Annotated in this window: 25 protein-coding genes; 6 read left to right on the top strand and 19 right to left on the bottom strand. The window is 38.8% G+C overall.

From position 1 onward, the window contains the following. Positions 1–126 precede the first annotated feature (126 nt). The 5 genes from pcp to P3U61_RS02255 form a co-directional block, all read right to left on the bottom strand. Positions 127–768 (bottom strand): pyroglutamyl-peptidase I, encoded by a 642-nt coding sequence (pcp, locus tag P3U61_RS02275; protein ID WP_014613153.1) that lies wholly within the window; start codon positions 766–768, stop codon positions 127–129. Between the two features lie 24 nt (positions 769–792). Then, positions 793–1,719, bottom strand: coding sequence for a DUF979 domain-containing protein (locus P3U61_RS02270; RefSeq protein ID WP_015729547.1), 927 nt, complete (start codon positions 1,717–1,719; stop codon positions 793–795). Beyond that, positions 1,700–2,407, bottom strand: coding sequence for a DUF969 domain-containing protein (locus tag P3U61_RS02265; RefSeq protein ID WP_096636665.1), 708 nt, complete (start codon positions 2,405–2,407; stop codon positions 1,700–1,702). Before P3U61_RS02265 ends, P3U61_RS02270 begins: the two co-directional genes overlap by 20 nt. A gap of 229 nt (positions 2,408–2,636) precedes the next feature. Next, positions 2,637–3,590: an LCP family glycopolymer transferase gene (locus tag P3U61_RS02260; RefSeq protein WP_014613151.1), complete on the bottom strand. Its 954-nt coding sequence runs from the start codon at positions 3,588–3,590 to the stop codon at positions 2,637–2,639. A gap of 127 nt (positions 3,591–3,717) precedes the next feature. After that, positions 3,718–4,512: an inositol monophosphatase family protein gene (locus P3U61_RS02255; RefSeq protein ID WP_065520375.1), complete on the bottom strand. Its 795-nt coding sequence runs from the start codon at positions 4,510–4,512 to the stop codon at positions 3,718–3,720. A 453-nt stretch (positions 4,513–4,965) separates the two neighbouring features. Between P3U61_RS02255 and P3U61_RS02250 the strand changes: the two genes are divergently transcribed. Continuing rightward, positions 4,966–5,667 carry a helix-turn-helix transcriptional regulator gene (locus tag P3U61_RS02250; RefSeq protein ID WP_014613149.1) on the top strand — a complete coding sequence of 234 codons (702 nt, stop codon included), beginning with the start codon at positions 4,966–4,968 and terminating at the stop codon, positions 5,665–5,667. Positions 5,668–5,720: 53 nt separating this feature from the next. Here P3U61_RS02250 and P3U61_RS02245 read toward each other — a convergent pair whose 3' ends face one another. After that, positions 5,721–6,452, bottom strand: coding sequence for a CPBP family intramembrane glutamic endopeptidase (locus P3U61_RS02245; protein WP_014613148.1), 732 nt, complete (start codon positions 6,450–6,452; stop codon positions 5,721–5,723). A gap of 143 nt (positions 6,453–6,595) precedes the next feature. On the opposite strand from P3U61_RS02245, the gene P3U61_RS02240 reads away from it, so the two are divergent. Then, entirely contained in the window at positions 6,596–6,949 is a 354-nt protein-coding gene (locus P3U61_RS02240) for a hypothetical protein (RefSeq protein ID WP_031253762.1), read from the top strand. Positions 6,950–7,144: 195 nt separating this feature from the next. On the opposite strand, the gene P3U61_RS02235 is transcribed toward P3U61_RS02240, so the two are convergent. Further along, positions 7,145–8,533: an amino acid permease gene (locus tag P3U61_RS02235; protein ID WP_014613146.1), complete on the bottom strand. Its 1,389-nt coding sequence runs from the start codon at positions 8,531–8,533 to the stop codon at positions 7,145–7,147. 366 nt (positions 8,534–8,899) lie between these two features. Here P3U61_RS02235 and P3U61_RS02230 point away from each other — a divergent pair, with 366 nt between their 5' ends. The 3 genes from P3U61_RS02230 (at position 8,900) to P3U61_RS02220 (ending at position 10,354) form a co-directional block, all read left to right on the top strand. Continuing rightward, complete coding sequence (locus P3U61_RS02230; protein WP_063284723.1) at positions 8,900–9,742, top strand: formate/nitrite transporter family protein; 843 nt, start codon at positions 8,900–8,902, stop codon at positions 9,740–9,742. Between the two features lie 87 nt (positions 9,743–9,829). Further along, a complete protein-coding gene (locus P3U61_RS02225) occupies positions 9,830–10,165 on the top strand; it encodes a hypothetical protein (protein ID WP_015729553.1) in 336 nt (111 codons plus the stop codon). A 6-nt stretch (positions 10,166–10,171) separates the two neighbouring features. Continuing rightward, a complete protein-coding gene (locus P3U61_RS02220; RefSeq protein ID WP_014613143.1) occupies positions 10,172–10,354 on the top strand; it encodes a hypothetical protein in 183 nt (60 codons plus the stop codon). Between the two features lie 214 nt (positions 10,355–10,568). On the opposite strand, the gene P3U61_RS02215 is transcribed toward P3U61_RS02220, so the two are convergent. The 5 genes from P3U61_RS02215 to P3U61_RS02195 form a co-directional block, all read right to left on the bottom strand. Continuing rightward, entirely contained in the window at positions 10,569–10,760 is a 192-nt protein-coding gene (locus P3U61_RS02215) for a hypothetical protein (RefSeq protein WP_014613142.1), read from the bottom strand. Continuing rightward, complete coding sequence (locus P3U61_RS02210) at positions 10,757–11,401, bottom strand: HAD family hydrolase (protein ID WP_014613141.1); 645 nt, start codon at positions 11,399–11,401, stop codon at positions 10,757–10,759. The genes P3U61_RS02215 and P3U61_RS02210 overlap by 4 nt, the downstream gene beginning before the upstream one ends. Positions 11,402–11,446: 45 nt before the next feature. Beyond that, positions 11,447–12,277: a VOC family protein gene (locus P3U61_RS02205; RefSeq protein ID WP_015729555.1), complete on the bottom strand. Its 831-nt coding sequence runs from the start codon at positions 12,275–12,277 to the stop codon at positions 11,447–11,449. Positions 12,278–12,356: 79 nt separating this feature from the next. Next, positions 12,357–12,635, bottom strand: coding sequence for a hypothetical protein (locus P3U61_RS02200; protein WP_014613139.1), 279 nt, complete (start codon positions 12,633–12,635; stop codon positions 12,357–12,359). Between the two features lie 178 nt (positions 12,636–12,813). Beyond that, positions 12,814–13,734: a bile acid:sodium symporter family protein gene (locus P3U61_RS02195; protein ID WP_015729556.1), complete on the bottom strand. Its 921-nt coding sequence runs from the start codon at positions 13,732–13,734 to the stop codon at positions 12,814–12,816. 189 nt (positions 13,735–13,923) lie between these two features. On the opposite strand from P3U61_RS02195, the gene P3U61_RS02190 reads away from it, so the two are divergent. Continuing rightward, the gene (locus tag P3U61_RS02190; protein WP_020219777.1) at positions 13,924–14,451 is read left to right on the top strand and encodes a hypothetical protein; all 528 of its coding nucleotides are present in this window, start codon (positions 13,924–13,926) and stop codon (positions 14,449–14,451) included. A 115-nt stretch (positions 14,452–14,566) separates the two neighbouring features. Here the strand turns inward: P3U61_RS02190 and P3U61_RS02185 are convergent, their stop codons facing one another. From P3U61_RS02185 to P3U61_RS02155, 7 genes are all read right to left on the bottom strand, one after another. Further along, positions 14,567–15,076, bottom strand: coding sequence for an SRPBCC family protein (locus tag P3U61_RS02185; RefSeq protein WP_020219778.1), 510 nt, complete (start codon positions 15,074–15,076; stop codon positions 14,567–14,569). Between the two features lie 104 nt (positions 15,077–15,180). Beyond that, positions 15,181–16,482, bottom strand: coding sequence for a Na+/H+ antiporter NhaC family protein (locus tag P3U61_RS02180; protein WP_100006708.1), 1,302 nt, complete (start codon positions 16,480–16,482; stop codon positions 15,181–15,183). A gap of 162 nt (positions 16,483–16,644) precedes the next feature. Beyond that, the gene (locus P3U61_RS02175) at positions 16,645–17,781 is read right to left on the bottom strand and encodes a M20 peptidase aminoacylase family protein (protein WP_187470673.1); all 1,137 of its coding nucleotides are present in this window, start codon (positions 17,779–17,781) and stop codon (positions 16,645–16,647) included. Continuing rightward, entirely contained in the window at positions 17,771–18,961 is a 1,191-nt protein-coding gene (locus tag P3U61_RS02170) for a SulP family inorganic anion transporter (RefSeq protein WP_233510563.1), read from the bottom strand. The genes P3U61_RS02175 and P3U61_RS02170 overlap by 11 nt, the downstream gene beginning before the upstream one ends. A gap of 534 nt (positions 18,962–19,495) precedes the next feature. Further along, positions 19,496–20,737 carry an imidazolonepropionase gene (hutI, locus tag P3U61_RS02165; RefSeq protein WP_014613132.1) on the bottom strand — a complete coding sequence of 414 codons (1,242 nt, stop codon included), beginning with the start codon at positions 20,735–20,737 and terminating at the stop codon, positions 19,496–19,498. Further along, the gene (gene hutU, locus P3U61_RS02160) at positions 20,734–22,398 is read right to left on the bottom strand and encodes a urocanate hydratase (RefSeq protein ID WP_161193175.1); all 1,665 of its coding nucleotides are present in this window, start codon (positions 22,396–22,398) and stop codon (positions 20,734–20,736) included. Before hutU ends, hutI begins: the two co-directional genes overlap by 4 nt. Positions 22,399–22,419: 21 nt before the next feature. Further along, positions 22,420–23,724 (bottom strand): YjiH family protein, encoded by a 1,305-nt coding sequence (locus P3U61_RS02155; protein WP_014613130.1) that lies wholly within the window; start codon positions 23,722–23,724, stop codon positions 22,420–22,422. Positions 23,725–23,761 lie beyond the last annotated feature (37 nt).

The following is a 23,761-nucleotide window of genomic DNA, read 5'->3' as shown; positions in this document are numbered from 1 at the left end:
TTTATACCTTTAGTAACCAAAAGTTAACACATTTCCAAAAGTTATATATCGCAAACTCATTTTAAAAATACTAAAACAATTTCTAAACGCTTCTAAAGTGCAGACATGTGCAATATATTTCAAACTTTAATGCGTCGTGCCGTGAACTGTTGCAACATCTGTATCATAGTTGAGACACACGCGAATCGCAGCTGTTAATCCTTTTACCATCATCTCTATCGACATCGATGGTTTTCCCGGCTTATCAATCACTTGTGCAGGCGCAAATGGCACGTGTATAAATCCTGTTTTCAACTTTGGATAATATCGTTCTGCTTCATAGGCAAGTTGGTACATAATATGATTACACACAAATGTACCGGCACTATTCGATAGACTTGCAGGCACACCTTCAGCTTGCATCGCTTCAACCATACGTTTTACAGGTAATGGCGTGAAATACGCTGGCGGCCCATCTTGTTGAATGCGCTGATCAATCGGTTGTTGTCCATCATTATCCGGAATACGTGCATCATCAACGTTAATGGCGACGCGTTCTGGTGTGATTTCATAGCGCCCACCCGCCTGTCCTATAGCAAGCACAATGTCATACTCTGTTTCCGCAAGCTTTTCTCGAACGACTTCAATACTTTGGTAAAACACGGTCGGAATTTCTAACTTATCAATAACGTGTCCTTCAATGGTATCAGGTAACCGTTGTACCGCTTGCAATGCTGGATTCACCTTTTCACCAGCGAATGGATCAAATGCAGTGACTAAAACTTTCATTGACTTAAAGCCTCCTTTATTCATTTAAAAAGCCAGTATATACATCAAAATGATATGCACGACGATGAGCATTATAGCCATTGGAGCTTGTGCTTTAATCACAGCTAATTCGTCTTTCATTTCTAATAATGCAACAGGTAACGTATTGAAGTTTGCAGCCATAGGAGTAAGTAAGGTTCCACAAAAACCGCCCGTCATCGCCAATGCACCGACAATCGTTGGGTCACCCCCGTTTTGAATCACAAACGGTAAGCCAATGCTCGCGGTGATGACTGTAAACGCTGCAAATGCATTCCCCATTAACATCGTAAAGAGCACCATGCCTAAAATGTACGCGATCACACCGAGTAAGGCATTATCTTGAGGTAAAAAGCTCGATATCCCTTTTGAAATCGTCGTCCCTACCCCACTCACTGTAAACAAAATACCAAGTGCTGCTAAAAATTGTGGAAGAATGCCGACTGTCCCAATTTGTTGCACTAAACGATCACTATCATATAAGCCGACTTTCGCTTTCGGACGGATAATCAAGTACGCAACAATCAGTCCGACAATAGAAGAAATACTTATCCCTATTGCACCACCTAATGGCGTCCAAGTCGACACAATGACAGCAACAATCGCTAACACGACAGCTGGGATAAATAATAAATTTCCAAAGCGAGTCGCCCCTTGTTCTTCTTCTTGATGCTCGACCCCAACCACTTTCCCGATTGTTACATTTTTCGTTATCGTTAAAAAACCCATTAACAATACGAGCAAACCATTGAGCCAATTCGGAAAATAAGGTCCTACCATAAATAATAAACCTAAAATACACCAAAACAGTGCTGTCCCGATTCTTTTCATATTGCTCGGTTCACGATACACACGATAAGCTGTATAAACAAACTGTAAACCGATAAGCACATAGAAGATTTCTAGAATTTGACTAATCATTTGAGGACTCATCTTGTGTTCCCCCTTTCTCACCATACTTACGGTTCATTTTTCGATCAAACAAGATATTTTGAATCACACCAATAATCAGCACAACAATCGCGATAGGGGCAGAATATAACGCAATCTCGACGGCCTTTACTTCCATATGTAATGAATGAAACGTTGCAACAATCAACAGTACACCTGATGCGCCGACAAATAAATTTTGCCCGAAAAAGTTGCCATAATTTTCCATTGCAGCAATATGGGCTTTCAGTTTTTCTTCGTCTACAGGCTCTATTTTTTGTTTATATTTCGCTTTCGCCGCTGCTTGGACCATTGGATTCATGAGCGGACGTACAAATTGTGGATGTCCACCAATTCGAATTGAAGCAAGGCCCGCAACTTCGCGAATGAATAAGTAAACGGACATGATCCGCCCCGAAGTGATGCCTTGGATACGATTGATTAACCGTGTCGCTTGTGTTTTTAAACCAAACCTTTCAATCATCCCGACCATAGGCAACGTTAAAATAAATAATGACACCATCCGATTATCCACAAATGCTTTACCAAGTGTTTCTAGAATCGTCATCACATCCATATGAGAAACAAGGCCAGTCACAATTGCTGCAATAAGTACTGTACCAATCGTGTCCCATTTAAAATAAAAACCTAAAACGATGATGAGGATGCCTATCAGTTTAAGCCATTCCATCAAATTCCTCCTTTATGTAGATAGTCACTTTATTTTATCGTTATCTGAATATTGTTTCAAATAAGCATCGGAAAGCTATCTCCCTAAAGAATTAAAAATGCCCTACAATGTGTACGCAGTTAACGTTATACATTGCAAGGCATATTAATAATTGAACCTATTGAACTCCACTCCGCGATTCAATTGTATGGGTGATGGTTCAAAGGCTGCTTTCAAATCAACAGTACATTTATAAGTTTAAATTTTGCTTATACTGCTGTACTAGTGATTGCTTTTGTGTTTCGTCGGGAATGAAGTAATAAAGACCATCGCTTTGAATACCACCAGAACCGTCTAATTGATGACGCTTAACATGATCATTAGCATCACTGTAGTTACTACGAATTTGGTTCAGTTCACCAATCGTTAAATCTGTCTTTACGTTGTCACTCAATTGGTTCATCAAGGCATTAAAATTCGTAAGCGAAGAAATACCTGTTAACTTGTCAGCTAAACCTTGAAGCACAAGTTGTTGTCTTTCTTGTCTACCGAAATCTCCACCTGCCCCTTCTTCTTTACGGCTTCGAATAAATGACATGGCGGTATCACCATCAAGATGCGTACGTTGACCTTTAGTGAATTGATGCCCCCCTGCATTAAATGTCGCATTACTTGTCACATCGATGCCGCCGACCGTATCGATTGTATCTTTCAAACCATCCATATTAACTGTTGCATAATGATCGATTGGCACACCCATTAATTTTTCAATAGATTTCACTGCCATATCTGGTCCACCATAGGCATAGGCGTGGTTGATTTTTTCTGTTGTATCACGTCCAACGATTTCCGCTTGTGTATCACGAGGAATACTGATCATTTCTGTCGTTTTCTTTTCTGGATTCACTGATAAAATCATAATGGTATCGCTTCGTTCACCGCCTCCCGCACTTTCACGTTGTGCATCTGAATCTATACCAAATAATGCAATAGAAAAAGGTTCTCCCTTACTCAAATCCACCTTACCTGATCTCAATTCTGAATGATTTCTATCTAAAGGATTATGAATGGCCCCCCCTACTGCAAAAATTTTAAATGCCAGATAAGCTACAGCAATAACGGCTAAAATGAATAAAATACCTACAAACCATAATAAAAATCTTAATACTGGGTTTTTACGTTTTTGCGTTCTTTTATACTCCAACAAAGTCACTTCTTTCCGAATGTATTGGTCAAGCTTTATGGAGATACATGAAAATATGATCCCGTCACATATTAAGTGTTATTTTACAGTAAAGTTTATCGAACGAAATCGGTCTTTAGACGCAAGTCTACTTTTGATATCCACCATTAGATAACAATATGTCTAAAATTGTTTCGTAACACCCTGGATTACTAATAATAAATGGACCACCACGAACAAAATCGATGGGCTGTTGGTGGAAGTCTGTCATCTTTAAACCAAGTTCTTGTGCAAATAAAAATTGAGCGGCGATGTCCCAAGGTTTCGCATTCGTATGAATATGTGCACCGAACTGCCCTGTAATTACACGTGCTGAATCAAGGCCACAAGCACCGATTAAACGATAGCCAAATGATACATCTAATAAGTCATGGATCGTTTCATCATTCAATACACGATTGTTAAATGAAATAATCTGATCTTTCAACGGTTGTGACGTAATGGGAAGCAACGGTTTGTCATTTAAAAATGCACCGCTTCCTTTCACAGCGCGATACAGTTTTTGTCTTGGATAATCATAGATATAGGAAAGTTGTGGCTCCCCTTCAACAAAATAGCCTATAATCATGCAAAAGTCATCTTGTTGTTTGACTAAATTTGCTGTCCCATCTATCGGATCAATCAACCACGTATGTCCCTCTTTTAAATGCTGCGTTTCATGATGTGCTTCTTCTCCATACAAGCGGTGGTGTGGATAATACGTTTTTAAAAATTGTTCAAATCTTGATTCGATCGTTTGATCAACATTCGTTACAAGATCGTAACGACTGGATTTCGTGTCGGTTTGAATTTGATGAATCAGATTAGGGATTTCTTCTGTCATCTGTTGAATCCATTGTTGGAGATGTTGATCTATTTTATGACGCTCTGATTCAGATAACATATGTATCACCTCTTTATCTATGTTAGTTCCATTATACAGAAGAAAAAGAGTTTTTGGGGGTTCTTCAAAAGATACGTATTGAAATCATCATGGCATACAACATCTGATTGATACGCGAAAAAACCGGTTGGCGTGAACCAACCGGCATAGAAAGGAAAGTAAGTAATAAATATTGAAGATGTTAAACTAGAATTAGTACAATATACCATTCAAACATTACTATCAATAGTGATAGCTCCCCCTTTATTTGAACATTTCTTGTACCATCCCCCCTAGTAGCTAACTACACTATAACATATTTCTAACATAAATGTAAGCGTTTTCTAAAATTTTTTGCGCACTTTTTGTTTACATTTTTCACTTTGTTGTGCAATTGAGATGGAAAAAGTCTTTCACTATAATTATTTAATAGATATGCTATAATATTGTTAAACATGTTTGGGAGGGATTCGTATGAATAAAGAAACACGGCAAAAGAAGCTGTTGGCCTTGATTCAACAAGACAAACCGATGACTGCCCTTGAATTAGCGCAAGCTCTCAACGTTTCTAAACGGACTATTTTACGTGACATGCAAGAATTAGAAGGTAAAGGCGTTCAAATAGTCGCACATGCGGGGATGTATGGTGGCTACCAACTTCAAGCGAATCAACATTACTATCAATTGAACTTGACGCAAACAGAATTACAAGCGCTCTATTTAATATTAAAAGAAAGCCAAGCACAGTCGACATTACCTTATGAAGCAGCAACGAATCATCTCATTCAAAAAATATTAAAACAACCTTACACACATATTCGACGTACATTACGTCAACTGGATCAATACGTTTTATACGAAACACGTCAGCAACCACGCTTGCCCGTTCAATTCAGTGACATTTTAATATATTGCCAAGAGCGCAAAGTGATGGGCATTGACTATAAAAGCGATGCAAATGGTGAACAACGCTTTGAAAATGTCATTTTTATTGGCTTGATTGCACGTCACGACGGTTGGCAAGCGATTGTTTATCATATTGGCGGCGATTATACACAATATGTTGATATCTCTACGATTGAAGACATTTCGTATTCTTTCCAAAAATCAATACAAACGAACGATATTACACTTGAAAACTACGAAACCTATTTAAAAGATTCAAAACATCAATAAAACCAATGTCATGCCTAAAAGCGTAACATTGGTTTTTTCTATGTGGGATGTCACTATTGTATGATTGTGACCACGAACGAAATAAAATTATTTAACATATGAAAAGCGATCGACACACCTAAATTACGGCCACTTTTGATATATAAGAACACAAGTGGTACGGCTAAAATTAAGTAATCGATCATTTCAAATGGGGAGGTCGCTTGAAGCACGTGTACCCCCGCAAACAACAAGGCTGAAATAACGGCCATGACTTTAAAGTTCAATTTCTTACCTAATTCCCCAATTAAAATATGACGGAAGAAAATTTCTTCAACGACTGGTGCTAATATCACAATCATCATGAAATTGATTGGCGTAAACCACGGAATAGCGAAAAGTTGGTCGATCAGCATCTCGTTTTGCGTCGTATCATATTGAAATCGTTCGGGCAAAAACTGTTGTAGATAACCATAGAGGGTTGAAGCGGCTTGTGCAACGAGGTATGCCCCTACAATCCAAAATATGTATTGGCGTATCCCTTGAAGTCCCTTCATAAAGCGTTGCCCCATCGTTTTATAATGTAATAAGTAAAAACTAAGGATGACAATCAAGTAAGCAACGACTGTAGCAATGACTTGTGCGACGAGTGCATTTGAGTCAGACAATAACGCCGCTTCACTCACATTGAAAAACACAAAGCTAATGATAGCGGCAAGTATTCCGAAAACGAACGTTGCAACGATAACAATAGGAACTAATAATAAGTCCCGCCAAGCAATATCTTTCCATTTATATTTTGACATTTGAATACTCTCTTTCCTTTAAAAATGCACGAACGGTTGTATATATATCACAGACCTGTGACTTTTTTACAGTTTGATACAACACTTACGCACGTGAATGATTCTTGTTATACTATATATTATTTCATGAAAGGACGCTACTGATGAACGGTTATGAAATGCCCAATTTGATACAAGCACTCGAGGTTTTGAATGAACTGTTAGACTTAACCACAACTTACGATTTAACCTACGCACGAGATCCCGAATACGCACAAGACATATTGACCAATTTGAAAGCGAAAGTCCAATCGCATTATCTACAGTCACCTCAACCCGTTCATACACATGCATACAGTCCCTATCCCTACGACCTTTACTATTGTTGTCTTTACAACTTGTATCACAATCCATTAGTCTCTATCAATTTTGGCAGTCAACGTAAATTGAATCAAAGTTATATCCAACAAATTACACGAACACGCGCTTATTTTCAAATGTGTACGGGCACATTTTAAAACACAGTTTGTGCGATTTTCAGCAAATTTAAAAAGCGGAATGACATGTGCCATCCCACTTTAAACACGCTTTACAATTAAAAATCGACACGCATATTGAAGCACGGATTCATCTCAACTATGCGAATATAAGCCCGATCATTATAATATCGCTATGTATCTCTTTCCCAAAATACAATACGATGCTTGTTATTTTTATAATTTAAAGTCTTCTTTATCGCGTTTATGATAACCGCGTAAGAAGAAAAATACGGCCATAAAACCTAAGAATAAGAAACCGATAATCACAGATACACGTGTTTCGTTATTAATTAACATTGCAACTAACACCATTAATAAAAATGCGATTGACAGATAATTTGTCACTGGTGCAAGTGGCATTTTGAAAGGATGATTTTCTAATTTTTCTGGAAATTTCTTTCTAAATTGAATATGGCTAAATAAAATCATAAACCATGGAATCATTCCAGGTAAAATAGATGCACTATAAACATAAACGAAAATATTTTCAGAACCATCGATAAACTGTGGTAATACAACATTTAAAATGACACCGATTAAAATACCAATAGATACAGCTAAAACTGTATAAAATGGTACACCGTTTCTCATGACTTTTGTAAATATCGCTGGTAATTGACGATGTTGTGCTAAAGTAAAAATCATACGACTTGAGCTGAAAATACCCGAGTTACAGCCTGACATCGCTGCCGTAATCACAACGAAGTTAATTAAACCTGCCGCTATCGTAATTCCGATTTTTGCGAATGTTGCAACAAATGGGCTACCAATGTCGTGCAATTCATTCCAAGGATAAATCGTTACAATAACAAAGATGGCACCGATATAAAAGATTAAAATACGCCAAATGACGCCGTTGACTGCTTTTTTAATATTTTTTTGAGGATCCTTTGTTTCACCTGCTGTAATACCGATCAACTCAACCCCTTGATATGAACCGATAACAATAGATAAAGCAAAGAAAAAACCTAGCCAACCATTCGGCATAAAACCGCCATGTGCTGTAAGATTGCTAAGACCGATTGGATTGCCTCCGTTCCCTATACCGAAGAAGATCAAACCGAAACCAGCAATAATCATCAAAATAATTGTCACGATTTTAATCATCGCAAACCAAAATTCAAATTCACCAAACGCTTTTACAGACACCGCATTGGCAGCTGTTAACAGAACAATGACAATCAGTCCTGGAATCCATGTTGGTAATTCTGGAAACCAAAACTTCATATATGCGCCGACTGCAATGACTTCCGACATCCCTACAACAATCCATTGAAAGATGTTGGCCCATGCAGTCACGTAACCTGCAACAGGGTGGATATAATCTGTAGCAAAGTTTGCAAACGAACCAGTTGATGGATCAAGATAGACCATCTCTCCCATTGCACGCATGATTAAAAATAAAAATAAACCCGCAACTAAATATGCAAAAATAACAGAGGGACCTGTCCACGCAATTGTACTTGATGCCCCCATGAATAATCCGACACCGATAGTACCACCGAGTGCGATCATTTGAATCTGTCGAGAACTTAATCCTCTGTGTAATTGATTATCTTCCATGACAACGTTCCATCTCCTTTTGTAACCCCTACTCATATAAAATTGATGTTGAACCGTGCATGTCGCTATTATACTATAAACTATCAGAATTTGAAGAAAAAATTAAAAATGTTAACCCATTCATTTACATTCCTATTTTCATCTCCAAACAGCCCTGCTACCTGTATATCCGTTACACCTTTAACCATTGATATATCGACCATCCTATACACAGTAATCTTATCCTACTAAAAATCGCAGTTAAATATGTTAACGTTTGCACCATCGACCGTCGAAATATTGTCACATTAAACCATTGTGAATATATTCACATTTACTTTCGAATTGCTTATACTAGGTTTATTATTTAAGAAAGGAATCTAATTTATGAAAGATACTAATATCAAATGGGATACAATTTTTTATGGTCGCCAGTGGGTTTCAAATATTATTGAGACGATTCAAAAGAAAGATGTACTTCAGAGCTTTTATCTAAGGCGTTATTTATTAAGAGCAATGATGGCAGGATTTATTATTAGCATCATAACCGTTTTTGTATTAACAGTTAAAACAACATTTGCGCCTGACGTAGCGCCCGGTCTCGTGAATATGGCGGGTGCATTTACTTTTAGTTTTGCCCTCGTGTTAATTCTGTTCACAAACTCTGAACTTCTAACGAGTAATTTCATGTATTTTACGGTGGGTTTGTATTATCATTTGATTCGTCCAACACGTGTAATTAAAATATTCACATTATGTTTTGTTGGGAATATGATTGGTGCATTCATTTTGTTTAGTTTACTCCGGTTTTCCAATGTCATGACACCGGATATGCTACAAATGCTTGACCATACCGTACAAGTCAAAATTCATGATTATAGTTTTCAAAACATTTTAGTCCGTGCTATTTTCGCGAACTTCTTTATTAACATTGCATTAGTCATTGCCATGCAAATTGATGATGTGTTGGCCAAAATGTTTGTCATGATGTTCGGTGTAACGATTTTCGCGTTTATGGGCTATGAACACGTTGTTTATAATGCTTGTTTGTTTATTGCCAGTGCCATTTATCAAACAGACGCTTTCAATATGCTACATATGGCTAAAAACATTATCGGGGCTTTGCTTGGAAACTATATCGGCGGTGGACTAATCATCGGGCTATTTTATGCTTATCTGAATGATCACGGTCAATTCAAAGCGATCAAAAAGGAAAACAAAAAGAACTAATGCATCGTTTGTGATAGATGAGTACACGTCATCATTGATTGCGGTCTATGTTATAATAAGGACAATTCAAAGACTAAGGAGCATATTATGGATCGCACACGTATCATTAGAGGTGTCCTCATCTCAATTATTTTAGGTCTACTCTTTTTCTTCCTAAATCAAACACAATCCACATATACGACAACCGAGTTATTGTTACGTTCAGTACTCGTTGCCATTGTCTTTGCGGTATTATACTTCGTTGTCTTCACGATTTTAAGCCACGACACACGAAGACGCATTTATGGACCTCCCCTACTTATTGGCATCATCTTAGGTATACTAGTGGGGCAATGGTTAGAGCATGCTATAGTAGGCCTTGCACTCGGGGTTGCAGTTGGCTTAATCGTCGGTGCAATACGACAACGTTTTTTCAAGGAGTGATGAAATATGTCAACACAAACGATTGGTATCATTGTCATCGTAATTCTTTTAATTAGTTTTCTTCCTAACGCCTATATGTTATATAAAACTTCAAAAGAAGGCACTGAAAACACACGTTATAAATTAATGGTCGGTGTAGACGCCATGCTATTAGTGTTAATTATTGCTGCCATCTTACTATTAACCTAAACCACCCTCATGACATCACAACAGAATCATTGTTGAACTTAACTTGTGGTGTCATGAACTTTCTCTTTGTTACTCCAGAGAGATAAAAACATCCCTAGTTACTACGCTGCTCCACATTATCACCATCTCTTTTGCAACAAATGCCACATGCCATAGTCCAAAAGAAAAACGCAGATACCACCCACTCAAATGAGTATGACACCTACGTTTAACGTTAAATTTTACCTTGTAAGAAAAAATAATAAATGATTGAAGCAAGCACTGCGTATACGATGAGTCCTGTTGCAGCGGATAACAGATGAACGCGCATCGGAATATGCTTTTGAAAACGTGGCGCTAATACTAAATTGCCGACTAAAATAATCAAAGGTGCCACAATGAAAAATAAAATCATTTCTAAACTCATCGTTGTACTCCATCAAAATATTGTGCGACGACTTGGCTCAAATCGACATCTTTAGCAAGCAAGTCCAATTCTGAAAAATCGCTCTGAGCCGTGAATTGATTTGAGTTCACGATAACATCAAGTCCTGCACAAATCGCACCTGTCGCACCATTCACTGAATCCTCAATTGCTAAACAATGCGTCGGACTATAATTCAGTGCTTGTACCGCAGCTAAATATAAATCAGGGGCAGGTTTTACTGTTTCAACATCTTCTCGACCTTTAATCACTGAAATATACTTTTCGATACCTAACTTCTGAACTAATGACTCAATGTGATGTCTTGTACTACTTGAAGCAATCCCCATCGGAATGTGACGTTGATGCAGTTGTTGCATCAGTTCTAACACACCAGGTCTTAAAGGCAGTTGTCCAGCTGTCTCATAATGTTCTTGATAGACTTGATCTGTTAACATTTCTCCTAAATGAGTAAGTAAATGTTGGTGAATCCCTAGCGCTCGTCCGCCAATATTCGAACGATAAAAGTCTGCGCTCATATTGGCATGACCTGCCTCATTCAAATAACGATTCACTGTTTCATATAAATGTTGTTCGGTATCGATAATCGTACCATCAAAATCAAAAATGACTGCGCGATACATGCTTGCTTCCTCCTAAATTCTTGGTTCCGGTTTCTTCATTCATTGTTAAAATCCAGGTGCTAACGTTGCAAATTCATACATAATTTTATTTTGACGATAGTACAGTGATTTAAACCAAATACGATCAATAACACCTGAATGTTTGCCCGCTAAATGATCATGTAGTGAAACGAGTTGATTTAATGTGTCATCATTTTCTGTTGCAAGTGCGTGATGGTGAACATAACCGCGCCCTGGTCGAACATTAGGACCGTCTTTTTCGATGATTACGAGGTCTGAATAATACCCTTGATCATCAATCGCAACGACTGACTGCTCACCAAATTGCGCTTTATCTTTAAAATCTAGTGTGTCGCGTAAATAGTCTAACGTTTTCTGTGCATCTGCAACGTGGATTTCAATCGGTCCTAGTCCTAAAATTTGATACTCTGCAGGAATGTCATTATCGACTGGATTTTGCCATCCATTTGGAATTACTGCATCGCCATTCACCATCATGACATATGACAATGTATCTGGATCGTCAAAATACAGTGCCGGTTGTTCCATGTAAGTGCCTCTTGAAATGTTCGTCGCTTTTTCTTGTAAGCGTGCTTCAAAGAAATCGAGTGCTGCTTCATTTGGTACGAGTAGCCCAATTCTCGCAATCATGTTTGTTCCTTTACGCATTGCACCCGCATTTGGAATTTCAAAAAATGTCAGTAATGTGCCTGGTGAATTTTGTTGGTCACCGTAAAAAATGTGTACCATGCCATGATCATCTTGGTTGACCGTTTCTTTCGTTAAGTGTAAGCCTAATGTTTCCGTATAAAATGCTTTGTTTTGATCCAAATCTTTAGTGTACATTGAGATATGATGATGTCCAGTAATGTTCACGATACACCCCTCCAAGTGTTATTCAAGTATGATTTAAATAAAGTATATTTTTTATATCTAGAGATTGCAATAGATATGATTAGGATACAGTTGGCAGGAGTATGAAACAGACAACACCAATAATGATGATAGATAATGGAAAAACAAGCGTTTGAATAAAGCGTACTTTTCGTTCTGATAATGTTGTGCGTAAGAGCCAAGTTTCAATGGTAAAGTTGATCATAGTCAATATCGCAGTCAATGAAAGTAATAACGTCAAGCCATTCTGAAAATTCATCAAAAAGCCGACTGACAGCACGAGCATCATAAACAATATGGAGACCGTGATAAAGTAATTTTGTAGCACTTTCATCATCATTTTTACATCACACCCTTTTTAAGGCTTCATTATTTTATATATTTAAACATTATTTTCGCACAACCTAATAAAAAAGTAAAACCGCTAGCAATCCTACAATAGCGAATCATGAAAAGAAAAAGAATAGCCCCTATCCTATCGCCTTTAACGACATGATACGCCTATTCTTTCTAAAAAATTATTTTGATTTTGCTGCCCAGTATTTCGCTAATATCGGTCCTGTCACTAAATGAACCACACTAAATATTGCACCTGGTACTGCAGCTAAAGGATTAAAATGGACTGTCGCTAATGATGCAGCTAAGCCAGAGTTTTGCATGCCGACTTCAATCGAAACTGTTTTTTGGTCTGTATAATTTAATTTAAACAAATGCGAAAACCAAAAACCTAACAAATAACCGATCGCATTATGTATCACTACGACTAAAAAGATGAGCAATCCTGTTTGAATAATGAGCTCACCACTGCCCGCTACAACCGCACCTAAAATCACTGAAATCGCAATAACTGAAATAATTGGCAAGATGTCTTCCCCCACATGTGCCACAGGTTTAAGAAATCTTTGAATTAAAATACCTAACACTAAAGGTACGAGGACGACTTTAACGACTGAAATAAACATCGCGATAAACGAAACGTCCATCCATTCTTGTGCTAATACAAACATTAAAAATGGTGTCATGAACGACGCAAGTATGGTTGAAATTGTTGTAATCGTTACAGATAATGGCACATTCCCTTTTGCCAAATAACTAATAACATTGCTCGACGTACCTCCTGGACAACATCCTACTAACAGTACACCAATCGCAATATCAGCTGGTAATTGAAATAACTTCACAACCGCATATGCAGAAAGCGGCATAATCGTATATTGTAAAACGATCCCAATTAAGACAGCTTTCGGTTCCTTCAATATTAATTTAAAGTCATCAACTGTAACAGTTAAACCCATCCCTAACATAACAATACCTAATAAATACGGTACAAACGTTCCGAATCCTTTAAAAATATCCGGAATTAAAAACCCGGTAATACTCGCCAATAACATCCATAATAAAAATGTTTTAGATGCAAATCGACCTAATCGTTGTAACATGGCATTCACTCCCCAATGCAATTAATAAGCAGAATATTATCACAAATAAATGCGGTGTACAATGCTTTTTACAAAAATATTTAGTTTAAATACATAAATATCATGGTCACTTTACATCTATAGTCTTACTGAAAATACAAATGACTCGTGATACAATGAATGCAACAATATTTAAAATGGGGAATTAGAATGATAATCGATAAAATAGAGACATTTATTTTAAATATAGATCAAATGACAAGTCGCTTTGCCAGACGAAAACTATTAAAGTTATTAAATGGGATGAACCTCCATGCCACAATTCAAATAGAATGGTTGAAACATCAGCAAAATTACCTACTCAAAATTCATTTACCGAAACAAGCTTTGCCCTATTTGATTAGTTTTATGAGCTTCCATCATTATCGCATTTACCAAATTGTGCCTTTCCAATTACTTGATGCTATAAAACCATTACACCAACGCCCCCACGAGGAACATCGCTTTGAAATGATGATTGACGGTCTAGACGACCCGTTTATTAAAGATAAAGTGATTGATATTTTAAATGGTTTCCAAAGTGAACGTATCATTTACAGTTTTGCAAAAGACATTTTGAAGGTGACGACAACTGCAGAAGTGATGAGTGCGTTAGTTGGCACTTTAGCAACGCGCAATATTGATATTTATCATGCGAACACAGCTGCACGCTGTTTCCATAAAATGCGTATTTCATAGGCTATGCATCATCTCTCTTTCAGTAGCATGACGTCGATGTCATCCACTGCTTGATTCAATGCATTAAAAAAACGGCACAGCGCACTTGCCTGTACCGTTTATTCTTCATCTATTCTTATTCATTCAATTCAAATTCTGCTTCTAATTCACGTTGCAACACATCAAACATCAATTCAAAACCATGTGCTGTATGGTCGTGATAAGCTTTCTTTTGTTGCTTATATTCAAGGTTGGTCAATCGGCGTTCTTTAGGCAACATACCTCTATAATGAAACGTCATCTCAGTCATCCCCGGTGATCGTTCTTCAAAATAGACTTCAATCTCATCAACATGTTCACTCAATTCCGGCATCTGAATCGTTTTCACAATTTGCTCGCCTTCTTTTAACGTTTTATACGTGCCGATGACTTCAATACGTTTCCCTTTACGTAAATCGACAATTTGGTAATGACCTCCTTCAACAGGATCATTTTCGATAACTTGGTTTGTTCGGCGTGAAGTCATAAACCAATGTATTAATTGATTAGGGTCTAGCCACGCATGATACGCATTCAAAGGTGTCGTTTTCATCAAACGGACAAGCTCTATTTCTACCCATTCATTTTGCATATGCTTCACTTCCATTCTCCTTACTTTTTATTCATTTCGGATGACCTCTATTGTAACTTAAATCTATCAAGAACTAAATGAAGGTGTGTTTTTATGACTGTGATTCACTCTAAAACCAATTAGCGATGAGAACGTAAGCGCGGTAGATTAAACAGAATGGCGATAATCCCACAAATCGCAAGCATCACAGGGTAAATGGAATACGGCAACAACGTCACAGGTGAAATGCTCGCTACACCGGCTGCTGCAATGAGCTGTGGACTATAAGGAACAAAGCCTTGAAATGCACTGCCAAATATATCTAACAAACTCGCCGATTTTCTCGGATCAATATCATATTCTTCCGCAATGTCCTTCGCAAGTGGACCTGCCATAATAATCGAAATCGTATTATTCGCTGTCGAAATATCAGCAACACTGACAAGGCTCGCGATACCTAGTTCTGCACCACGTCGTGTTTTAACGCGTTGTTTAACGAAATTTAACAGCCATGTAATCCCCCCGTGATGTTCAACGAGACCTATCATACCACCGATGAGTAATGCAATCATCGCAATGTCTTGCATACCAAGAACGCCTTCTGACGCTGCTTTCAATAGGCCTCCTAAGTCAAATGAACCATCAATCAAGCCAATTAGAGACGATAACAAAATGCCTCCTAACAACACTAACACAACGTTAATACCGATAACCGCCAAAATTAATACGAGTAAGTACGGAACCACTTTAACCCATTCGAAGTCGTACGTTTTCGTTTGTGTCACATCATAACCGTGAGAAAGCCACCATAAAACGAAAATCGTGACGATAGCACCCGGCACAACGATACGAAAGTTCACTTTAAATTTATCGCTCATTTGCGTCTTTTGCGTGCGGACTGCGGCAATCGTTGTATCTGAAATCATGGACAAGTTATCGCCAAACATTGCACCACCAACCACTGTCGCCATCGCAAATGCAGCAGGGATTTCTGTTGCTTCACTAATACCGAATCCCACAGGTGCAATCGCTGCTACAGTCCCTACCGACGTCCCCATCGAAATAGAAATAAACATACAAATGATAAAAAGTCCGACGATCAAGAAATTTTGCGGGATAAATGATAACCCTAAATTGACAATGGAAGTCACACCGCCCATCGCTTCAGTTGTTTTTGAAAAGGCCCCTGCAAGCAAAAAGATAAACATCATCAACACAATATTAGCGTGTCCTGCTTGACGTGCAAAAACTTCTACCTTTGACATAAATGTTTCGCGTCGGTTCATCATTAACGCCACAACGACACCGATAATCGCGGCAACATTTAACGGCATAAAAGTAAAGTCTTTCGTGATGATACCTGCACCTAAAAAGATACTAATAAATACGACTAACGGAATGAGCGCCCATGGACTACTGTGCTCATGCTCTTGTTCTAACATAAAAAATCTCCTTAACGAAAAGCAAATCACCTGTTTGAATATGTGTGATCTACTTGTCCTTCACTTTATTTTTATATCTTTTATAAAAGCAAAAAATCATTTTTAATGACATTTGAAAAATTGAATTTTACTGTTAAACAATACATGAAAACATTGTGACCGTCAACGTCTTAAATGTTCATCCCATAAACGCTGAATGAACGCAATAAAATAATCAGGTACTTTATCTAAAATTTGTTCGTTCGGCTGGAATTGTTCGTGATGCAGTGGGTATTCACTGTCTGAGCCAATCATCGCAAAATGAACAGGTGCCACAGCTTGATAACCTGAGAAATCTTCACCTATCGTTAGTGCGCGCGGTAACACTTCTGTCTCATAACCGACTGATTGTGCCACTTCCAACGCTAAATTTTGTAACGTTTCATCATTGATGACAGAGGCAGTTAAACGGTGATAATCCAAATCAATCTTCACATTAAACTGTTTTTCTAATCCTTCACAAATTTGGGTCATTCTGTCTTCAACTTGGTCACGAATATCTGCTTTAAAACTGCGAACTGTCCCTTCTACCATCGCTTCTTGAGGGATAACATTCCACGTATGACCGCTATGAATTTGACCTATCGTGACGACCGCTTCCTCATAAGGCGCAATGTTGCGACTCACGATCGTTTGTAAGCTTAAAATAAGTTGTCCTAAGACGATTTGCGGGTCTACTGAATCTTGAGGCATTGCTGCGTGCGCGCCTCGACCTTGAATACGAATGTTGAAACGATCGACATTTGACGTTAAATGCCCTGATTTTGCACGCCATTCACCGACTTTTATCATTGGTGCATTGTGGAAGCCAAGAATCGCTAACGCCCCATCTAATGCGCCTGTCTGAACGACAGAGGGTGCCCCATCACCTGTTTCTTCAGCAGATTGGAAAATAATACGGACACGTCCCGGCAATTCTGATTCCATCTCTTTCAATTTCACTGCTGTACCGAGAATAGAAGCCATATGAATATCGTGACCACACGCATGCATCACATTATCATTTTGTGATTGATACGCTAAGTTTGTTTTTTCATTAATGGGTAACGCGTCAATGTCTGAGCGAATCGCAATCATTTCTTCCCCTTGCCCTACTTCTGCGATAAGCCCGACCTTTAGCGGTAAGTCGAGTATTCGAATATCGTAACTTTCTAAAATTTCTCGTAACCGTGCTGTTGTTTGAAATTCTTCATTGGAAAGTTCTGGATTTTGATGAAACCATCTTCTCCATTCAATTAATTGTTTTAAATCAGCTGCCATGTTGATCCCTTCCTTTTCGAAATTTTTGAATCCGTTGATAACTATAATAAACCGCTGTGCCGACGACTACCCCGAGTGCTAAATTATGCGCGGTGACATTCAATAAAAAAGTAATGAGCATAATCATGAATTCTGTCCAACGTCGCTCGACAATATACCGCAATGTTTGACGGTCAAAAGCGTTCATCGCAATACGTGTCAAAACGATAGCTAACACGACCATAGGAATGTTGCCGACGAGTGGACTTAATAACACTAAAAATAACAACATCACGATACCTGCTGCCAAAGTTGAAAGTCGTGACGTTGCACCTAATTTAAGGTTATATTTCGACTGTCCCACTAACGCACTTCCCGCAAGCCCCCCAAATAAACAAATGATGAAATTTGTAAGCCCTTGACCAAATGATTCACGATTGAGACTGCTAGCGGTTTTTGTTAGCTGATCGACCATTCGCGCTGTTAAACTCGTTTGAATTGTTGCGACAATTGCTAACATTAGGCCAAAAATGATGAGTTCTACAACTATCCACCCTGTTAAATCAACTTGAGGTAACCCGAGCGTTGGCATTTCGAATTGGATATACGCTAAATCTTGTACGACCATTAAGTCGACATGAAACATTTTGGCCGCGATGGATAAAACGACAATCATAATGAGTGCAGCAGGGATACGTTCTGTGATATGCGGAATGAAAAATATCATGATTAAACTGAGCACTGCAAAGAGGTATGTCGATAGATTGTGACCCAAAATATGTTTTAGTTGCGAGGTAAATAATAAATAAGCTAACGCATTCATAAATCCAACAACGACCGGTACTGGAATTTTATGTATCGCTTTATCCACACGACAAAATGCGAATATGATTTGAAATATGCCCATGATGAGCATCGCTGCAACGAGCATCTGCTGGCCATACATTGAGGTGATTAACACAGCGACAATGGAGACCCCACTACTCGGCGAAGAAACCATTAATGTGCGGGAACCTAAAAAACTGATTCCGATGAGCATGAGTGCGGTACTGAATATGCCGACTGTTGGGCCAACGCCAGCGATAAATGAAAATGCGATAGCACCTGGCACCATAGCTAGAGCAACCAGTAAGCCTGCTGTGATGTTTTGGAAAGTGTGTCCTCTCCAGCTTGTGAGGTAATTTTGGATTGTGTGATGCATCTCCATCCCCCCGACTCCCTTATATTGCATTATATTATATCAAAGCAATCGGGATTTGTTGATTATTTTAGGTTTTGGGTGATGGTTTTGATACATGGTTGTTATGTTTACAATTGCGTTGAGCATAATCTAACGATTGCTTAAACCGTGCTGCGCTTTCCGAGGCGCTGAAACTCCAACTCAATTCGGCTCGATTGGGATGTGCACCTGGTGGAAGCCGAATTGAATTTTCCGTTTCAGCTGATGCCTCAGGAGTCTCGCACGATTTCGGCAATCGTATCGCTACAGTATTGTTATTCAGCGTTCCAAAAACACTTCACGCTTTATGGGAAAGAGTGAGATTGGACTTGCCTCAACTCAATTTGGCTTGATTAAAATGTACACTTGATGGTAGCCAAATTGGATTTTGGGAGGAGTCAACGGCGTCGTTTCTGTTCCTATCATATTCAGCGCGTGCTGCATTTCACAAAAAGATGAAGCGGATGGCAACCTCTTATACAAGGTATTTATCCGCTTCGTTTATTGTCATTATGCTTATGTTAATAGTTGTGGTTGGCGGTCAACGATGACACGTCCGTTTTGAATGACTTTTTCAACATGGTTCACACCGTAATGATACGGAATGTATTCATGGTTAGGTGCACGCCAAATGACGATATTCGCTTCGTCGCCTTCGTTAATCGTACCCGCGTCCACATCGATGGCTTTTGCTGCATTGACTGTGACTGCGTTCCAAATTTCGGCTGGTGATAATTTTAATTTTAATGATGCAATCGCCATCACCATTTGTAAATTGTTTGTGACACAGCTACCTGGGTTGTAGTCTGTCGCAATCGCAATGGCACCGTTATTGTCTAACATGCCGCGAGCGTCTGCATAACTTTCTTTGTCCAAGTAGAACGTTGTGCCTGGTAATAATACCGCTACTGTGTCAGAATCTTTTAAGTTCGCTTTGTCTTTATCACTTGATGCAACGAGGTGATCTGCAGAAATGGCATCTTCTTCAATCGCTAAGCCTAAACCACCGAGTGGATCGATTTCATCTGCATGAATTTTCACTCTTAAGCCCAGTTCTTTCGCTGCTTCCATATAACGTTTTGATTCTTCTAACGTAAATACACCCGTTTCACAGAAAATATCTGCAAAGTCTGCGTATTTTTTCGCTTCTGGTAATAAATCAATCATTTCTTGTAAGAAGTCTGCTTGTGACGATGCTTCTTTTGGAATAGCATGTGGTCCTAAAAAAGTATGACGCATTTTCAAACCATATTTTTCTTCTAAACGTTTAGAAACGCGCAATTGTTTCAATTCGTTTTCTTTGTTTAAGCCGTATCCACTTTTACTTTCTACAGCTAATACACCATGATGCACCATCGTTAATAAATCATATTCAGCCTTTTTAAATAGTTCATCTTCGGTCGCTTGGCGTGTCGCTTCTACTGTTGATAAAATACCGCCACCTGATTCAAGTATTTCTAAATATGATTTGCCTTGACGTTTTAACGCCATTTCGTGTTCACGTGAGCCACCATGAACTAAATGTGTGTGTGCGTCAACAAGCGCGGGTGAAACAACGCGGTCAGAAGCATCAATTGTGTTGCGTGCTTCGTAGTCTTCAGTATAAGGCCCTGCATAGACAATTTTCCCTTCATGTACCACGACTGTACCGTGCTTGACAACATTTAATTCATCCAAATCTTTACCTTTTAAAGGGCGCTCTGTCGTTACTGGTAAAATCAATTCTTTAATATTTTGAATCAGTAAATCATAAGTCATTCTGTTTCTACCTCCTTAGTGATCATAGGCATATCAACGCCACGAGTTTTGGCAGTTTCAATCGCTTTTTCATAGCCCGCATCTGCATGTCGCACTACACCCATACCCGGATCTGTCGTTAATACACGTCCTAATCTTCTGTCTGCACGTTCTGAACCATCTGCAACAACTACCATGCCTGCGTGTAATGAATAGCCCATACCTACGCCGCCCCCATGGTGAACTGAAATCCATGAACCTCCAGCTGCTGTGTTAATTAATGCATTTAAAATTGCCCAGTCCCCTACAGCATCTGAACCGTCTAACATCGCTTCAGTTTCACGGTTTGGTGATGCTACTGAACCTGAATCTAAATGGTCACGACCGATAACGATTGGTGCAGAAATTTCACCAGTACGCACAAGTTCATTTAAGGCTAAGCCCATTTTTGCACGTTCGCCATAACCGAGCCATGCGATTCTTGACGGAAGCCCTTGGAATGCGATTTTTTCACTTGCCATATCTAGCCAACGCATTAATTTTTCATCTTCTGGGAATAATTCACGCATTAATTGGTCCGCACGTTCAATATCTTTTGGATCTCCAGATAATGCTGCGAAACGGAATGGTCCTTTACCTTCACAGAATAACGGGCGAATATATGCCGGTACGAAACCTGGGAAATCAAATGCGTTTTCTAAGCCTTCATCAAATGCGACTTGGCGAATATTGTTACCATAGTCGAATGCAATCGCACCATTTTTTTGGAATTGTAACATTGCTTCAACGTGTTTTTTCATAGATCGTTTTGATAATGTGACATACTTTGCAGGATCACTATCTCTTAATGCTGCCGCTTCTTCTAAACTATACCCTTCAGGCACATAACCATTAAGTGGATCGTGAGCAGATGTTTGGTCCGTCACAATATCAATTTTGAAGCCACGTTTTAAAATTTCGTGATGGACTTCCGCCGCGTTACCGACTAATCCAATTGCAATGGCACGCCCTTCTTTTTTCGCTTTCTCAGCTTTTTCTAAAGCTTCATCTAATGAATGTGTAATCGTGTCACAGTAACGCGTGTCGATACGTTTTTGAATACGTGTTGGGTCAACATCTACGCCAATAACGACACCACCATTCATCGTAACAGCAAGCGGTTGTGCTCCACCCATACCGCCTAATCCAGCAGTTAATGTAATTGTACCTTTTAATGAGCCATTGAAATGTTGATTCGCTAATTCCGCAAAAGTTTCGTACGTACCTTGCACAATACCTTGTGAACCAATGTAAATCCAACTACCCGCTGTCATTTGGCCGTACATCATTAAGCCCTTTTTATCTAATTCATGGAAATGATCCCAAGTTGCCCATTTTGGTACGAGCACAGAGTTTGATAAAAGTACACGTGGTGCTTCTTCATGCGTTTTAAATACAGCAACAGGTTTACCAGATTGCACTAACATTGTCTCATCATTTTCTAAGCGACGTAATGTATCGACAATCGCATCAAATGCTTCCCAGTTACGCGCTGCTTTACCAATGCCACCATAAACGACAAGACGTTCCGGATGTTCAGCTACTTCCGGATCTAAGTTGTTGTACAACATTCGTAAAACTGCTTCTTGTTCCCAACCTTTACATTCGATTTCTAAACCTTTTTTTGCTTGAATATTTCTCACCATAAGACTTCTCCCTTTCATTTAAAAAATAATTAGACTTAACGGAATAGTAATTAATAAAGTTATTGTCACACGCACAAACCAAATCAATAACAATTGCCAAATCGGAACTTTAATTTCTGTAGCTAAAATACACGGTACAAGCGCTGAAAAGAATATAATTGCTGATACACTCGTAATTGCCACTACAAATTTAACTTCAATCGTTGCTTTAACGACAAGTAACGATGGTAAAAACATTTCAATGACCGATATTGCAGACGCCTTCGCTAATAATGCTTTTTCTGCAATCGGAAAAATATAAATAAATGGATAAAAAATGTAACTCAGTATGTCAATAACCGGTGTAAAGTTCGCTAACAATAAACCAATAAAACCAATCGATAAAATGGACGGTAATATCGCGACTGTCATTTCGAGCCCTTCAGCAAAATGAGTCCACATATTTTTAAACAATGGTGTCGCTTGATGTGATTGTCTTTTCACTGCGAGCCATGCTTGTTGAATACGTGTGCCTTCTTCTTTAGGTTTTGTAGGTGGCTGTTGATTGTTATAGTAGGCTTTCGACGCTTTTGAAATCGGCGGCAAATATGTCGAAATAGCTGTCACAACGAATGTGATGACTAAACAGCTCCAGAAATACAAATTCCAATGTGCCATTAAATCAAGTGTACGTGCCACGATGACCATAAATGTTGCCGATACTGTCGAAAATCCTGTCGCAATGATTAATGCTTCTCGGTAGTTGTAAACACCTTGTTTGTACACACGATTTGTAATTAACAGACCGAGCGAATAACTCCCTACAAACGACGCGACCGCATCAATCGCGGATTCACCTGGTGTGTTAAACACTTTGCGCATGATGGGTTGCATTAACACACCGATAAACTCCAGCAAGCCATATCCTACTAACAATGATAAAGCGATGGCACCGACTGGAATTAAAATGCTTAGTGGCAACATCAATTTATCGAACAAAAACGGTCCATATTGTACTTCAAACAAAATTTTCGGTCCAATATGAAACACGTACATAACGCCGATCACAGCCCCTAAAACTTTAGCCAAAACAATGACAAAATCGGTCTTCGTTTTCCGATAATCCTTACGATAGATTGGTAAAATTGCGCCAATTAAAATCATGGTTAGAGCAATATAAGGCATCACACTTTTGAGGCCTGCGCGTATTGCTAAATGAACATGATCGACAATAATCGTTTGTACCCCGTTAATTTGAAAAGGTACAAAGAAACAAATCACACCTATCGAACTTAAAACCCAAAAACGCCACATCTGGTTACCCTTAACAGTTTGATGTTTCATCCCAACATTTCTCCCCCTTTGCGTTGTGAATCCTACA

This window comes from Staphylococcus pseudintermedius, from assembly GCF_034042775.1.
Lineage (GTDB): Bacteria > Bacillota > Bacilli > Staphylococcales > Staphylococcaceae > Staphylococcus > Staphylococcus pseudintermedius.
The sequence above is the reverse complement of the archived record's forward strand: the minus strand, read 5'-3'. Positions and strand labels throughout refer to the sequence as shown.

Excerpts from the sequence above, each read along its gene's own strand:
- P3U61_RS02220 (WP_014613143.1), top strand. The coding sequence starts at position 10,172 with ATGTCAACACAAACGATTGGTATCATTGTCATCGTAATTCTTTTAATT.
- P3U61_RS02180 (WP_100006708.1), bottom strand. The coding sequence starts at position 16,482 with ATGTTAGAACAAGAGCATGAGCACAGTAGTCCATGGGCGCTCATTCCG.
- P3U61_RS02195 (WP_015729556.1), bottom strand. The coding sequence starts at position 13,734 with ATGTTACAACGATTAGGTCGATTTGCATCTAAAACATTTTTATTATGG.
- P3U61_RS02240 (WP_031253762.1), top strand. The coding sequence starts at position 6,596 with ATGAACGGTTATGAAATGCCCAATTTGATACAAGCACTCGAGGTTTTG.
- P3U61_RS02270 (WP_015729547.1), bottom strand. The coding sequence starts at position 1,719 with ATGAGTCCTCAAATGATTAGTCAAATTCTAGAAATCTTCTATGTGCTT.
- P3U61_RS02185 (WP_020219778.1), bottom strand. The coding sequence starts at position 15,076 with ATGGAAGTGAAGCATATGCAAAATGAATGGGTAGAAATAGAGCTTGTC.
- P3U61_RS02245 (WP_014613148.1), bottom strand. The coding sequence starts at position 6,452 with ATGTCAAAATATAAATGGAAAGATATTGCTTGGCGGGACTTATTATTA.
- P3U61_RS02235 (WP_014613146.1), bottom strand. The coding sequence starts at position 8,533 with ATGGAAGATAATCAATTACACAGAGGATTAAGTTCTCGACAGATTCAA.
- hutI (WP_014613132.1), bottom strand. The coding sequence starts at position 20,737 with ATGACTTATGATTTACTGATTCAAAATATTAAAGAATTGATTTTACCA.
- P3U61_RS02175 (WP_187470673.1), bottom strand. The coding sequence starts at position 17,781 with ATGGCAGCTGATTTAAAACAATTAATTGAATGGAGAAGATGGTTTCAT.
- P3U61_RS02190 (WP_020219777.1), top strand. The coding sequence starts at position 13,924 with ATGATAATCGATAAAATAGAGACATTTATTTTAAATATAGATCAAATG.
- P3U61_RS02210 (WP_014613141.1), bottom strand. The coding sequence starts at position 11,401 with ATGTATCGCGCAGTCATTTTTGATTTTGATGGTACGATTATCGATACC.
- P3U61_RS02250 (WP_014613149.1), top strand. The coding sequence starts at position 4,966 with ATGAATAAAGAAACACGGCAAAAGAAGCTGTTGGCCTTGATTCAACAA.
- P3U61_RS02225 (WP_015729553.1), top strand. The coding sequence starts at position 9,830 with ATGGATCGCACACGTATCATTAGAGGTGTCCTCATCTCAATTATTTTA.
- pcp (WP_014613153.1), bottom strand. The coding sequence starts at position 768 with ATGAAAGTTTTAGTCACTGCATTTGATCCATTCGCTGGTGAAAAGGTG.
- P3U61_RS02155 (WP_014613130.1), bottom strand. The coding sequence starts at position 23,724 with ATGAAACATCAAACTGTTAAGGGTAACCAGATGTGGCGTTTTTGGGTT.
- P3U61_RS02230 (WP_063284723.1), top strand. The coding sequence starts at position 8,900 with ATGAAAGATACTAATATCAAATGGGATACAATTTTTTATGGTCGCCAG.
- P3U61_RS02265 (WP_096636665.1), bottom strand. The coding sequence starts at position 2,407 with ATGGAATGGCTTAAACTGATAGGCATCCTCATCATCGTTTTAGGTTTT.
- P3U61_RS02255 (WP_065520375.1), bottom strand. The coding sequence starts at position 4,512 with ATGTTATCTGAATCAGAGCGTCATAAAATAGATCAACATCTCCAACAA.
- P3U61_RS02200 (WP_014613139.1), bottom strand. The coding sequence starts at position 12,635 with ATGATGATGAAAGTGCTACAAAATTACTTTATCACGGTCTCCATATTG.
- P3U61_RS02170 (WP_233510563.1), bottom strand. The coding sequence starts at position 18,961 with ATGCATCACACAATCCAAAATTACCTCACAAGCTGGAGAGGACACACT.
- P3U61_RS02215 (WP_014613142.1), bottom strand. The coding sequence starts at position 10,760 with ATGAGTTTAGAAATGATTTTATTTTTCATTGTGGCACCTTTGATTATT.